This window comes from Dethiosulfovibrio russensis (assembly GCF_021568855.1).
In the GTDB taxonomy this organism is placed as follows: domain Bacteria; phylum Synergistota; class Synergistia; order Synergistales; family Dethiosulfovibrionaceae; genus Dethiosulfovibrio; species Dethiosulfovibrio russensis.
In genome coordinates this window covers 62,133-74,588 of sequence record NZ_JAKGUG010000002.1, presented here as the reverse complement: position 1 = coordinate 74,588, position 12,456 = coordinate 62,133, and the positions used below count along the sequence as shown (strand labels likewise).

Annotated in this window: 16 protein-coding genes; all 16 read left to right on the top strand. The window is 50.3% G+C overall.

Translation table 11 applies throughout. From position 1 onward, the window contains the following. The first annotated feature begins 1 nt into the window (after position 1). The 16 genes from L2W48_RS02205 (at position 2) to L2W48_RS02130 (ending at position 12,441) form a co-directional block, all read left to right on the top strand. Positions 2 to 973: an ABC transporter ATP-binding protein gene (locus L2W48_RS02205; protein ID WP_329604250.1), complete on the top strand. Its 972-nt coding sequence runs from the start codon at positions 2 to 4 to the stop codon at positions 971 to 973. 12 nt (positions 974 to 985) lie between these two features. Further along, complete coding sequence (locus tag L2W48_RS02200) at positions 986 to 1,966, top strand: ABC transporter ATP-binding protein (protein ID WP_236098987.1); 981 nt, start codon at positions 986 to 988, stop codon at positions 1,964 to 1,966. A gap of 106 nt (positions 1,967 to 2,072) precedes the next feature. Next, positions 2,073 to 2,420 carry a DUF6883 domain-containing protein gene (locus tag L2W48_RS02195; RefSeq protein ID WP_236098986.1) on the top strand — a complete coding sequence of 116 codons (348 nt, stop codon included), beginning with the start codon at positions 2,073 to 2,075 and terminating at the stop codon, positions 2,418 to 2,420. After that, a complete protein-coding gene (locus tag L2W48_RS02190; RefSeq protein WP_236098985.1) occupies positions 2,401 to 2,694 on the top strand; it encodes a hypothetical protein in 294 nt (97 codons plus the stop codon). The genes L2W48_RS02195 and L2W48_RS02190 overlap by 20 nt, the downstream gene beginning before the upstream one ends. A 1-nt stretch (position 2,695) precedes the next feature. Further along, on the top strand, positions 2,696 to 3,136 hold the full coding sequence (locus L2W48_RS02185; protein WP_236116494.1) for a protein-export chaperone SecB: 441 nt from the start codon (positions 2,696 to 2,698) through the stop codon (positions 3,134 to 3,136). Between the two features lie 284 nt (positions 3,137 to 3,420). Further along, positions 3,421 to 6,195, top strand: coding sequence for a TrlF family AAA-like ATPase (locus L2W48_RS02180; protein WP_236098983.1), 2,775 nt, complete (start codon positions 3,421 to 3,423; stop codon positions 6,193 to 6,195). 3 nt (positions 6,196 to 6,198) lie between these two features. Next, positions 6,199 to 7,488 (top strand): ATP-binding protein, encoded by a 1,290-nt coding sequence (locus L2W48_RS02175; protein WP_236098982.1) that lies wholly within the window; start codon positions 6,199 to 6,201, stop codon positions 7,486 to 7,488. A gap of 343 nt (positions 7,489 to 7,831) precedes the next feature. After that, positions 7,832 to 8,050 carry a DUF1659 domain-containing protein gene (locus tag L2W48_RS02170; protein ID WP_005659857.1) on the top strand — a complete coding sequence of 73 codons (219 nt, stop codon included), beginning with the start codon at positions 7,832 to 7,834 and terminating at the stop codon, positions 8,048 to 8,050. A gap of 44 nt (positions 8,051 to 8,094) precedes the next feature. After that, entirely contained in the window at positions 8,095 to 8,301 is a 207-nt protein-coding gene (locus L2W48_RS02165; protein ID WP_005659855.1) for a DUF2922 domain-containing protein, read from the top strand. A gap of 18 nt (positions 8,302 to 8,319) precedes the next feature. Then, a complete protein-coding gene (locus L2W48_RS02160) occupies positions 8,320 to 8,472 on the top strand; it encodes a YvrJ family protein (RefSeq protein WP_236098981.1) in 153 nt (50 codons plus the stop codon). Continuing rightward, complete coding sequence (locus tag L2W48_RS02155; protein WP_236098980.1) at positions 8,465 to 8,800, top strand: D-Ala-D-Ala carboxypeptidase family metallohydrolase; 336 nt, start codon at positions 8,465 to 8,467, stop codon at positions 8,798 to 8,800. Before L2W48_RS02160 ends, L2W48_RS02155 begins: the two co-directional genes overlap by 8 nt. A 22-nt stretch (positions 8,801 to 8,822) precedes the next feature. Next, on the top strand, positions 8,823 to 9,389 hold the full coding sequence (locus tag L2W48_RS02150) for a sigma-70 family RNA polymerase sigma factor (RefSeq protein ID WP_236098979.1): 567 nt from the start codon (positions 8,823 to 8,825) through the stop codon (positions 9,387 to 9,389). 119 nt (positions 9,390 to 9,508) lie between these two features. Further along, on the top strand, positions 9,509 to 10,567 hold the full coding sequence (locus L2W48_RS02145) for a ParA family protein (RefSeq protein ID WP_236098978.1): 1,059 nt from the start codon (positions 9,509 to 9,511) through the stop codon (positions 10,565 to 10,567). 55 nt (positions 10,568 to 10,622) lie between these two features. Further along, positions 10,623 to 10,883 carry a type II toxin-antitoxin system RelB/DinJ family antitoxin gene (locus tag L2W48_RS02140; RefSeq protein WP_236098977.1) on the top strand — a complete coding sequence of 87 codons (261 nt, stop codon included), beginning with the start codon at positions 10,623 to 10,625 and terminating at the stop codon, positions 10,881 to 10,883. Continuing rightward, positions 10,883 to 11,155: a type II toxin-antitoxin system RelE/ParE family toxin gene (locus tag L2W48_RS02135; RefSeq protein ID WP_236098976.1), complete on the top strand. Its 273-nt coding sequence runs from the start codon at positions 10,883 to 10,885 to the stop codon at positions 11,153 to 11,155. Before L2W48_RS02140 ends, L2W48_RS02135 begins: the two co-directional genes overlap by 1 nt. Before the next feature lie 200 nt (positions 11,156 to 11,355). Continuing rightward, a complete protein-coding gene (locus L2W48_RS02130; protein WP_236098975.1) occupies positions 11,356 to 12,441 on the top strand; it encodes an Ldh family oxidoreductase in 1,086 nt (361 codons plus the stop codon). Positions 12,442 to 12,456 lie beyond the last annotated feature (15 nt).

The following is a 12,456-nucleotide window of genomic DNA, read 5'->3' as shown; positions in this document are numbered from 1 at the left end:
AATGAACGATAAAATGCTGCTGGACATACAGGACCTCTCGGTTCGCTACACCACCGAGGACGGAATCGTCCGGGCCGTGGAGGACCTGCAACTGAAGCTGGCCCCGGGCGAATCCCTGGGCTTCGTCGGAGAGACCGGAGCGGGAAAAACCACCACCGCCCTCTCCATAATGGGCCTTATCTCCGAACCGCCTGGAAAGATAACCGACGGAAAGATAATCTTTCAGGGAAAAGACCTGCTCAAGGCCTCCGAAGAGGAAATGCGCTCCGTCAGGGGAGGCAAGATCGCCATGATCTTCCAGGACCCCATGACCTCCCTCAACCCGGTCATAACGGTGGACGAGCAGATAGCCGAGATGGTGCTGCTCCACAACGACGTCAGCAAGAAAGAGGCCCTCAAGATAGCTGTGGAAATGCTCGAGGTCGTCGGAATCCGTTCCGAAAGGGCCCACGAATATCCCCATCAGTTCTCCGGGGGCATGAAACAGAGGGTCGTCATAGCCATAGCCCTGGCCTGCAACCCGGCTCTGCTGATAGCGGACGAGCCCACCACCGCCCTGGACGTAACCATCCAGGCCCAGGTGCTGGAGCTCATGAAAGACCTCAAACGCAAGTTCAACACCGCCCTGATCATGATAACCCACGACCTGGGGGTGGTCGCCGACATATGCGAAAAGGTCGCCATAATGTACGCCGGTTCGGTGGTGGAATACGCCGAGAAGAGGCCCCTCTACACCGAGCCCCTTCACCCCTACACCGTGGGACTGTTCAACTCCATACCGGACGTGGACGACGACGAGGAATTCCTCAAGGTCATACCGGGACTGACTCCGGACCCCACGAACCTTCCGTCGGGATGTCCCTTCCACCCCCGGTGCACCCACGCCATGGAGCGGTGCCGCACCGAGCGTCCCCGCTGGACCGAGGCCAGGCCGGGCCACTTCGTGGCCTGTTTCCTGCACCAGAAAGACTGAGGAGGGCCCGTCATGGTCGCAGTAGGAAACAAACTCATAGAGGTCAACAACCTCAAGAAATACTTTAAAACCAAAAGAGGCATGCTCCACGCCGTGGACGACCTCAGCTTCCACATAGACAAAGGCGAGACCCTGGGTCTGGTGGGGGAGTCGGGCTGCGGTAAATCCACCACAGGCCGGGTCCTCATAAGGCTGCTGGAGGCCACGGCGGGACAGGTCCTAATGGACGGAGAGGACGTGCTCTCCGCCTCGGGAAAGAGACTGGCGGACCTCAGGACCAAGATGCAGATGGTCTTTCAGGACCCGTACTCCTGCCTCAACCCCAGGATGACCGTATCGGAGCTCATATCCGAGCCCCTGGAGGTCAACAACCGCTACACCGGAAAAACCGAGCGACCCGCCAGAATCAGGGAGCTCATGGACATAGTCGGACTGGCCACTAGGCTCACCAACGCCTACCCCCACGAACTCGACGGAGGACGGCGCCAGAGGGTGGGCATAGCCAGGGCCCTCGCCCTGAACCCGGAATTCATAGTTCAGGACGAGCCGGTCTCCGCACTGGACGTGTGCATCCAGGCACAGATACTCAACCTGATGAAAAACCTCCAGAAAGAGCTGGGACTGACCTATTTATTCATCTCCCACGACCTCTCGGTGGTCAAACACGTCTCTGACAGAATCGCCGTCATGTATCTCGGGTCGATGGTGGAGCTTACCGACTACAGATCCATATTCAAGAACCCCCTCCACCCCTACACTCAGGCCCTGCTGTCGGCCATACCGATAGCCAAGGTCGACGTCGACAGAGACAGAATCCTCCTGGAGGGAGATGTTCCCAGCCCCATAGAGCCCCCTGCGGGATGCCGCTTCGCCGGACGATGCCGCTTCCGCCAGGAACGGTGCACAGTGGAGACCCCGGAACTTCGTCAGATGGAACCCGGCCGCTGGGTAGCCTGCCACTACGCCGGTCAGCTGGAGGAACGACGGGCATAGGATCACCGGGACAGATCGAGTTGTCTGACCTCTCTTGACGGGATTGGCGGTGGGTAATAGGATCTAGAATATATAGACGGTGGAGATCTCCTGAGGGGGAGGCGTTTTGGCTAGTTTAAATAATCTGACCATAGAGATTCCTGAGGCTAAGATTTTCAGGTATGCTCTGAACGAGCAGCACCCTTCGGGGAAACATAAGGCTTTTGTTTTCGAATCGGTATTAGGCTTTAATTCGTCTAATGGAGATAAGCTGATAGAAAAAATAAAGGCTGCTGTGTTGCAAAATGTAGACAGACTAACGGAAAAGGGTTGTACTCCGGATGGATCGTTGCGTTATGAATTGATACTCGAAATTGAGGGAGAAAACGGTCGAGTAGCTAAGGTGCTAACAGCTTGGCAAAAAATAGGCAGTACTTTAAGGTTGGTGACGACACATGTATGCAAAAATAGATGAGCTTGACATGGTTAAGCTGAGGGACGGTACTGAAGGAACCGTCGTCCATGTAGGTTCGGGGGGGTCTTTTTACACCGTAGAGGTTGAATCCTCCGATGGAGACTGGGAACTTTTCGATGTACTAATAGATAAGATCGAATCGGTTATCTGGAAAAATCTGGATAGCGATGTCCCTCTTCATGGATCTTCCCTGAAATATGCACTGTCGGACACGTCCTTTTCCCTCAAAGGAACCTTGGTCGACGGATGCGATCAGATTGCTCTTGCTTCGTAAAATGACGATTTCGACCGGTTGTGTTCTTAGATTTACGGATTATAAGCTTGAACGGGCTTGCTTTGAGGGGAATCCAAACTATGAAAAAAGAGAAGGGATGATTCCTCTAGATTTAAGCTTAAACCGTGAGATGAAAAGCATAAGCGAAAATAGTTTTTCTCTATCGATCTCCGTCGATGTATTTGAAAAACCAAGAGAAAATAATTATCCTTTTTCCGTCGGTGTTACCGTTTCAGGCTTTTTTCAAGTGGACGACAGCGTCGGTCTAGATCTAAAAAACAAGCTTATAGAAACGAACGCCGCAGCGATTCTGTTCCCATACGTAAGATCTATAATCTCTCAGATCACATTGATGGCGAATACCGATAGCACCTTGATCCTCCCCCCCGTCAACTTTGTGGAAATGCTAAGGTCAGAGGAAACGAAAAAAACCTCGGAATGATCGCCAGATCTAACGATTAGAGTCATTAATGGAGTAGGCTTGACTTTTCAGACAAAGCCAAGCCTGCTCTTTTTGTTTTGTATCGATACTCCCCAGGCTTCTGCTTGCGGGAATACCCATAGATTCCCAGGAATTTCTGAAAGACCTGCTGTAACCTCCAAAGGACCCGACCGAAAGGTCGGGTCCTTTTTGTTCTTTCCGTAAGAGTGGTAATATAAACTCACCGTGAGGTTTTCGTTCTACCGCGACGGATACGCGTACTAAAGTCAGAGGAGTGGAATGAAATGGCAGATACGTATAGTTTTCCGGGAAGTAAATGGATGAAGTTTGATTTTCATACGCATACTCCTGCATCGAAAGAGTATGGTAGGGGAGATGATGCCCTCAAGAAGATCAAACCGGAGTTTTGGTTACAAAAAGCGATGGAATCCGGTCTCGATTGCGTGGTCGTGACCGATCACAACTCGGGCGGCTGGATCGATGATTTAAAGTCTAAAAACGATGAACTTAAAAATCGCGACACGAAACCCGACTGGTACAGGGAGCTGACCATTTTCCCAGGATGCGAGATTACCGTCGCCGACAGCAGTAGTCGTGTTCATCTCCTCGCTGTTTTTGATCCGAGCTGCGATAGCCCAAAAGTAAACGGTGTTCTGGGTGCATGTGGGATCACAGACGGATATGGCGACGACCAGAGCACGTCCACGTCAAAAAGTTTTATCGATACGGTTAAAGAGATTGCCGAGGCAGAAGGAATTGCCATAGTTGCTCATATCGACGGTTCAAAGGGATTACTTGGAGAGATTGCTTCTCTGACGCCGGAACTCGAAAAAAGCCTTGGATCTCTAACCGCTGCGGAATTTTGCAATCCTGATAAATTCGACGATGCGGAACCGTCCTTGAAAAAGGCCGTTGACCGTCTAGCAAAGGTAGGTGGTTCCGATGCCCACAAGCCGGACGAAATCGGAGAGCATTTCAGTTGGATCAAGATGGGTCCTCCTTCTATAGAAGCTCTTCGATTGGCATTGCAGGACCACGAATTTTGTGTGAAAAACCAGACTGAAAACCCCAACAGTCTGCCGGATATCTTTTTGTCGAAGCTCACCATAAAGGGTATGCGCCATTGCGGTCGTATCAGTGACCAACCATTTACCATTCAATTTCATCCACACTTTAACTCTATCATCGGTGGACGTGGAACCGGGAAATCTACCGTTATTGAATCCATCCGTATCGTCACTCGCCGAGATAGGAACTTGGCCACCGAAGCTCCCAGGGTAAAAGACGAGCTGGATAAGTTCATGAAACTGTCCCAGGAGAAAGGTGTCATGCTGAACGAGACGGAAATTCTGCTGGAGCTCCGTCGACGTGATAAAAAGTATAGATTGCGCTGGAGATTTGACGGAGAGGGCGCGGTGTTAGAGGAGGAAGTCGACGGAGTTTGGCAAGAAACCGAAGCAGGTGACTTTAGAGAACGGTTTCCGGTAAGCATTTTCAGCCAAAAACAGATCAACGAATTGGCGTCGAATCCACGAGGACTGTTAGAGATAGTAGACCGTTCCCCCGAGGTGAATCGAACGGAATGGCAGTCGCAGTGGGAAAACGCTAAAAGCCGGTTTCTTCAACTGAAAGAGCGAAGAAGAGAACTATTACGGCACTTGGCCGACGAGCCGCAAATTCGAGCGAAACTGAGAGACGTCGAAAACGACCTAAAACAATATGAAGAGAAAGGTCATGGTACTGTACTCAAACAGTATCAAAAGCGCAGCCAGCAAAGGAACGGTCTTCCCGATGACAGTGTTTTCGATGAACTTTCTTCCGGTATAAGAACACTTGCGTTCAACGCCGAACTCTCGGATTTTCCCTCGCATCTGTTTGACGAACAGGATGAGACTACCGTCGGGATCAGGACGATTCACGAACGGACGGCGAAAGAGCTAAAAAAGATCGGGGAGACCCTTGGCGAGCTTGCCGATAAAGTCGATGAGCTAAAAGCCCAAAGGGAAGAAAGCATTCTCTCGAGCGAATGGTATAAGACGGTACAGGCCAGCATCGTCGCCTATAATGGATTGGTCAAGGAATACGAGGAAAAACAGAGCCCGTTCAATGTTCATCTTTATGGTGAGTGGGTTCAGCAACGCAGCCAATTGCAGCAGCGACTAAAAAAACTTGATTCCACCCGGAAGGAAACGAAGTCGACGGAAAAACAAATCGATGAAACTTTCGCAAGGCTTCAAGAATTACGCACCGAGTTATTCGAAAAGAGGAAGAAGTTTCTTGAGAAAATCATCGGAAATAGCTCTTTTGTGCGTATGGAATTAGTAAAATATGGCGAAGTGAGCACGGTAGAGGACGAATATCGTTCTTTACTCAACCTTGAGGATGGAAAGTTCGTAAGTTCGGTATATGATCGAGAAAACAAACAGGCCCTTCTCTGGCCGTTTATCAGATGGGAAGATTCTAAAGTACCTGAAGCCGACCTACCGCAGGTGATTTCGGAGATAAAAACCAAAACGCTTGATATCGCCAGAGGGCGGTTTTCCGGAAATCATGGTGCGTTTGATAACCGCCTGAAGAAATTATTTGAGAATCAACCGGCTACTTTCGATCAACTCGAAACGTGGTGGCCGGAGGATATGCTGCGAGTCAAATATTCCAAAAACCCGGCCTCGGGTAAGTTCGATGACCTTGAGAAAGGTTCTGCCGGGCAGAAAGCAGCGGCTATTCTTGCTTTCTTGTTGAGCCATGGCGATGAGCCGTTGATTATAGACCAACCGGAAGACGATCTGGATAACGCATTGATATGTGATCTTGTCGTAAATCAGATTCACGAGAACAAAAGGAGACGTCAGCTCATCGTCGTGACCCACAACCCCAATATCGTCGTTAACGGCGATTCCGAGCTGGTGCATGTCCTGAAATATGAAAACGGCCAGGTACAAATCGATCGACAAGGCGGCCTTGAGGAGTCAAGCATCCGAGACTCTGTCTGCACCATCATGGAAGGTGGCCGTCAAGCGTTTAAAAAGCGCTATGAGCGCATAGCTCTGGAGGTTTAATTTATGTTTCAAGCTACGGATGAACTATTAAGGCAAATTCGGTTGGGGGAGGACTCCTCTCTTGAACTGAAGGACCTGAGATACAAGGGAAATCAGGTTAACGAGCCCCATCGCAACAGCATGGCCGATGAGCTAGCTGCGATGGCGAATACGTCAAGCGGAGTTTTTGTATTAGGGGTTGACGATAAGTCGAGAACGATCGTTGGTATTCCTGAAGACAAGCTGGACGTAGTCGAAACCTGGTTGCGAGGAATATGCAACGACCTCGTCACTCCCCAGCTTTTTTGCCGAATTAGAAAGCTGCCGGTCGTAGCCGAAGACGGTGTGGAACGGGTTATTGTCAGAGTAGACGTTCCCAAGAGTCTTTATGTCCATCAAAGCCCCGGCGGATACTACCATAGAATCGGTAGCTCGAAACGACAGATGACTCCTGATATATTGGCCAGGCTTTTTCAACAGCGAAGTCAGGCCAGAATCATCCGTTTTGATGAACAGTCGGTCACCTCTGCCCCCCGAGAGTGTCTCGAAAAAACCTTATGGAGAAAGTTCAAAACGCCGCTGTCTCCAGATAGCGATGACGACTTTTTGATTAAGCTAAAGCTGTTGACGCAGGATGATGACGGTAAGATATGTCCCAGTGTCAGTGGAATACTGATGGCATGTAAAAATCCTCAGGAGTTTCTACCTAACGCATTCATTCAAGCGGTTGCCTATCGGGGAACCGAACGGGATGCGGCATACCAGCTGGATGCAAGAGACATCTTTGGACCTTTGGATGTCCAGATTATAGAGGCTTACAAGTTCGTAGAAAAAAACATGAAAGTTTATGCGGTCAAGGAGCCTGCGAGACGAGATATCCCACAGTTTGCGATGCAGGCGATATTTGAAGCGTTGGTAAACGCCGTCGCACACAGGGACTATTCAATTCAGGGCTCTAAAGTTCGATTACACATGTTCTCCGATCGTGTTGAGCTTTTTTCTCCCGGAGCTATCCCTAACACGATGACGATCGAGAGTCTGCCCCTTCGTCAGTCCTCTCGTAATGAGCTCCTTACCAGCTTACTCGCGCGTTGCCCGATGCCTTTTGCCGATTTTCCAGGGGAACGCAATTTTCTCATGGATAAAAGAGGCGAGGGAGTGCCCATCATTCTTTCCGTAAGTGAAAAACTTTCGGGGAAGCGTCCAGAGTATCGTTTGATCGATGACACCGAGCTCTTATTGACGATATTTGCGGCACAGCCACCGCGTCAAAGCCCTGACGGATCGGCGGCGTTCGAACCGTCGTCCATGTAGGTTCGGGTGGCTCTTTTTACACCCCCCCCGTTAACTTTTTGGAAATGCTAAGGCCAGAGGAAACGAAAAAAAACTTGGAATGATAGCCAGACCGAACGATTAGATTCATTAATGGAGCAGGCTTGACTTTTCAGACAAAGTCAAGCCTGCTCTTTTTGTATCGATACTCCCCATCATGTATTATAAGCTAATCATAATCAAGATCTTGTTAAATTTTGCTCGATTTACTATAATCAAGGATAGAGTAAACGCCCTGGAGAAAGTCGTTTATGAATCTGTTTGTATAAAACCCCTCCCGAGCCCACTTTACATAATAGACCCCAAGAAGAAAGGAGGTGCTCGAATGGCATCCTTCGTACCGTCAAGCAGCAGAGTAGTGCTTCGCTGCCAGGTGGGAACCTCGGCGGACGGCGCTCCCAAGCTCGGGAGTCTGTCCATCTCCAGGGCCAACCCCGCCATGACCGCCGACCAGCTGGACGCCGTGGCTGCCGCCATGGGAACCCTTCTGGACGTCCCGGTCGTGGAAGTCCACAAGATCGACACCGACATAGTCTCGGACTAACCGGACCGTTCGGACCTTAAGCGCACAGGAGAGGAGGTGAAAAAATGAAAACCGTTAAGATGACCTTCGGGAGATCGGACGGAACAAAAAAGAGCATCTCCCTGAAGCACGCCAAGGAAACCCTCACGGAAACCGAGGTCAGGACGGCCATGCAGTCCGTCATAGACAACGGAGCGGTTCTTCCGGCGGTAACCACCATAGTAGAGGCCGAGCTTATCGATCGCACCGTGGAGGAGATCATAACCCAGTAGCGAGGAGGATAGAGACAAATGGAGGACTTACTGGCCGGCATAGCCCAGCACGGCTTCTCCATAGCGGTGGCAGCCTACCTGCTGATCCGCATGGAAAGCAGACTGGAAGGGCTTAGCCAGGCCATACAGGAACTGAAACTGGCCATAGTCGAGGAAGGTCGCCGTGGATGACAACGACATCCGAATAGCGCCCCACTTCTCGCTTCGGGAGTTTCAGTGTCCCTGCTGCCTCACGGTGCGCCTCCAACCGGAGCTTCTGAGCCGGTTGGAGGCCCTCCGGGGCCGCTGGGGTCCACTGAGGATAACCAGCGGCTACAGGTGCCCAAGGCATAATTCCGAGGTCGGAGGGGTGCCTCGCAGCCGACACATGAAAGGCGCGGCGGCGGACGTAGTGGTCTCGAGAAGCCGTCAGGAACTTTTCTGCGCCGTAGCGAGAGAAGAAGGCTTCGAGTCGATCCTGCCCTATCGAGACAGGGGATTCGTCCATCTAGCTGTATAAAACCGAAGGAGGTTTATATAAGATGCGCCAGGAAAAAAAGAAAACCATAAAACCTATAGACGAAAGCAAAATCATCGGAGGGGACTGCCCCTGCGACGGAACCGACGACATACTCGATCTGGAGGAACTGGTGCTTCGATTCCTGCCCCTCATAAAAAGCCTGGCGAAACGCTATGCCGGGCGGGGCGCCGACTTCGAGGAACTCCTGGGTGAGGCCGCCTGTCACGCTCTGGAGCTCATAATACAGTATCCGGACGAACAACCCCTGCCCCTATACCTGTCCAACATGCTCCCCGGCAGGGTAAGAGACGCCGCGAAAAAGCTTCGTCGTCAGGCCGACCACGGCAGCTTCGAGGAAATGGCCGAAACCGGCTACGAGCCGGAGGATCCAAACCCACTATACAACCCCAAGCTTCTGCTTGCGGGAATACCCATAGATCCCCAGGAATTTCTGCTGGTTGAAGGCCTTCTTCGAGGCCTGAGGCAAAAGGAAATAGCGAAAGACCTGGGATGTTCCCAACAAAACGTCAGCATCATGGTCAGAAAGCTGAGAAAAAAGCTGGAGGATTTTCTGAAAGACCTGCTGTAACCCCCAAAGGACCCGGCCGAAAGGCCGGGTCTTTTTTGTTCTACCGGCTTTCAGGTCTATTAACAGTAAAGAGGCTTTCCCTGCTACAATTTCCTTAAAACAGGAGGGGGAATTGCGTTATGATCGTATATGCTGTGTGGAACAACAAAGGTGGGGTTGGAAAAAGCTACCTGACATTCCAGCTAGCCTCGGAATACGCTAAAAACCATCGGGCTAAAAAGGTACTCGTGATAGACCTGTGCCCTCAGTCTAACTCTTCTCTGACTTTCCTCGGGGGAATCGTCAACCAAGGAGACGAAAATCTATCCGATATACAGAAAGCTGTGCCGAGAAAAACCATCGCAGGATATATCCAGCATCGAATCAAAAGTCCCTATGTATCGCCTAAAACAGGAAGTGAATTTCCAATACAGGTCTGTAACTACAACGAGTACATACCGGAAAATCTTTTTCTTGTAGCAGGAGATGAGCAGCTAGAGGCTTTGACCTCAAGGGTTTTTGGTGCATCCACCATAGGACCTGAAGACGCATGGAGAATCGTTCACCTATGGATAAAAAACCTCATAGATGACATAGCCGACTCCTGGAACACCGATGACATATGTGTTTTTATCGACTGCAATCCCAGCTTTTCCATATATACGGAGCTAGCCCTAACCGCTGCGGACAGACTTCTCATACCCTTTTCCGTAGACGGTGCCTCCAAACGCTCCATAAAAACCCTTCTGTCTTTGGTTTACGGCCAAAGACGGCATGAACAGGACGTCCAAACCGAATTTCATCTTAACTCGTTAAAGTATAGAATGGAATTGCCCAAGATATACATGTATATAGGAAGCAGACTAACCCAGATGAACAAAACATCTGCCTCAGCGTTCAAAACGGTTGTCAACGAAATAGGAGAGGAACTTTGGAAAACTTGGCAGGGTAATCCGAACATATTTTTAATTCACCCTTCGGGAACCCCTATATCAAGCGCGAAAAAATCTTTTCAAAAGATGTTCCAGTTCGAGATCAACGATGCAAACTCAGCCTCGGTAGTTTCCGGTGCCTGTGGAATACCTATATCGGTTCTGCCAAGCGGTCCTAAAATAATACTGGGAAACAAAATCATGGTGAACATCAGCCAATTGGAAAAGCAAATCCCCAATATCAAAGCCCTGACGGATCAGCTCTAGCAATTGATCATTTCCCGATACGTTGATACAATGTGGCTACAAGGAGGCGATAAAGATGACCGCCTGTGATAGTTCTATCAGAGTTCGCATAGACAGCGAAACCAAACAGAAAGCATCGGAAGCCCTTTCGCAGATGGGGCTATCCATATCCGACGCCGTCAGGATGACGCTGGTACAGATCGGAACGAGCGGACGATTTCCATTTCCGGTAGAGATCCCCAACGCCAAAACCAGGCAGGCTATGGCCGAGATTGCTTCCGGAGAAGGAGAAGAGTTTCAGTCTCTTGACGACCTGTATGAAGATCTCGGTATCTGATGCCGAAGCTGAAACGATCAAGTCAGTTCAAACGGGACGTAAAACTACAAGTAAAACGGGGCAAAGACACGGACAAGCTGAAGAAGGCACTCCAAATCCTAGCCTCAGGGAAGGAACTTCCCGAACAATACAATGATCACCCCATGCTAGGAAACTGGGGCAGCCATCGCTCGCTTCACATAGAACCCGATTGGATCCTGATATACAGAGTCGATCAACAAGCCATTTCACTGATCAGAACCGGCACCCACTCCGATATCCTCAAAAGATGAAGACCCGGCCGAAAGGCCGGGTCTTTTTTCTATGCTATAAAAATTCCATGGTGTGATATACCTACCTAGCATGATAATATAAACCCACTGTGACCTTTTCGTTGGGAAAACTCGAATAACGGTCTTGACCTAACGCTTTTCGAGTAGTATTTTGACTCATAGAACTCATCGCAATAAATTCGTCGAAAGGGAGCCCGTCTATGATTTCCTCGCATAACGACGCCAACTGCACAAACGTGGATCACGAAAAACTTCGGGCCTTCATAGAAAGTGTATTGGAACGCCTGAGCGTCCCGGTAAAGGATGGAAAACGTATCTCCGACGTATTGGTGGAGGCGGATCTTAGAGGTTTCGATACTCACGGAATAGGCCGTTTTCACATCTACGTCGATAGGCTGAAATCCGGGGCTCAAAGCCCTACATCGAAAATAACCGTACTATCCGAATCCAGTGGAACCGCTCTTCTCGACGGCGGGGGAGGCATGGGCCACGTAATATCCACAGAGGCCATGAAACTGGCCATAAAGAAAGCCGAGGAAAACGGAATAGGAGCCGTGGCGGTGAGGAACTCCAGTCACTTCGGATTTACCGGTTACTACCCCTTGATGGCTTCTTCCGAGGGAATGGTGGGAGTGGCCTTCACCAACGCCAGGCCGTCCACATGTCCCACCTTCGGAACCGAGCCCATTTTGGGAACGAACCCCATAGCCTTCAGCGCCCCTACGGACTTGGATTTTCCCTTCCTTTTCGATGCTGCAACATCCATCGTTCAAAGAGGTGCTGTGGAAATGTTCGAGAGAAACGGTCAGGTAATGCCGGATGGATTGGTGACCGGCTCGGACGGAGTAAGCCTTAACGACCCCTCTGAAATTCTGAAAAAACTCCTGAGCGGAGAAGCCGCTCTCTTGCCTCTAGGCGGTTTAGGTGAGATAAACGGAGGGCATAAGGGATACGGCCTGTCGGTTATGGTTGAGATACTGTCCGCAGCCTTCCAAAACGGTCCCTATCTAAAGCAGGTTACGGGAATCGGAATGGGGCACTTTTTCATCGCTATAGACGTATCCAAATTTTTGCCTCTGGAGACCTTCCGCTCCGTAGCAGGGGCCATACTTCGAGATCTTCAAAACTCGAGAAAAGAAAAGGAAGCCTCTCGTATATACGTTGCGGGAGAGAAAGAACACGAAACCAGGTCTAAACGATTGAAATCAGGGATACCCATAACGCCGGAGCTAATGGTCCAGCTGGACTCCATGGCCCAGGAGCTATCGGTTCCCAGATTACTCTGACAACACATCTAGGAG

What these genes read in the sequence shown, in the direction of transcription:
- L2W48_RS02205 (WP_329604250.1), top strand. Translation starts at nt 2, where the DNA reads ATGAACGATAAAATGCTGCTGGACATACAGGACCTCTCGGTTCGCTAC.
- L2W48_RS02200 (WP_236098987.1), top strand. Translation starts at nt 986, where the DNA reads ATGGTCGCAGTAGGAAACAAACTCATAGAGGTCAACAACCTCAAGAAA.
- L2W48_RS02190 (WP_236098985.1), top strand. Translation starts at nt 2,401, where the DNA reads ATGTATGCAAAAATAGATGAGCTTGACATGGTTAAGCTGAGGGACGGT.
- L2W48_RS02185 (WP_236116494.1), top strand. Translation starts at nt 2,696, where the DNA reads ATGACGATTTCGACCGGTTGTGTTCTTAGATTTACGGATTATAAGCTT.
- L2W48_RS02180 (WP_236098983.1), top strand. Translation starts at nt 3,421, where the DNA reads ATGGCAGATACGTATAGTTTTCCGGGAAGTAAATGGATGAAGTTTGAT.
- L2W48_RS02175 (WP_236098982.1), top strand. Translation starts at nt 6,199, where the DNA reads ATGTTTCAAGCTACGGATGAACTATTAAGGCAAATTCGGTTGGGGGAG.
- L2W48_RS02170 (WP_005659857.1), top strand. Translation starts at nt 7,832, where the DNA reads ATGGCATCCTTCGTACCGTCAAGCAGCAGAGTAGTGCTTCGCTGCCAG.
- L2W48_RS02165 (WP_005659855.1), top strand. Translation starts at nt 8,095, where the DNA reads ATGAAAACCGTTAAGATGACCTTCGGGAGATCGGACGGAACAAAAAAG.
- L2W48_RS02160 (WP_236098981.1), top strand. Translation starts at nt 8,320, where the DNA reads ATGGAGGACTTACTGGCCGGCATAGCCCAGCACGGCTTCTCCATAGCG.
- L2W48_RS02150 (WP_236098979.1), top strand. Translation starts at nt 8,823, where the DNA reads ATGCGCCAGGAAAAAAAGAAAACCATAAAACCTATAGACGAAAGCAAA.
- L2W48_RS02145 (WP_236098978.1), top strand. Translation starts at nt 9,509, where the DNA reads ATGATCGTATATGCTGTGTGGAACAACAAAGGTGGGGTTGGAAAAAGC.
- L2W48_RS02140 (WP_236098977.1), top strand. Translation starts at nt 10,623, where the DNA reads ATGACCGCCTGTGATAGTTCTATCAGAGTTCGCATAGACAGCGAAACC.
- L2W48_RS02135 (WP_236098976.1), top strand. Translation starts at nt 10,883, where the DNA reads ATGCCGAAGCTGAAACGATCAAGTCAGTTCAAACGGGACGTAAAACTA.
- L2W48_RS02130 (WP_236098975.1), top strand. Translation starts at nt 11,356, where the DNA reads ATGATTTCCTCGCATAACGACGCCAACTGCACAAACGTGGATCACGAA.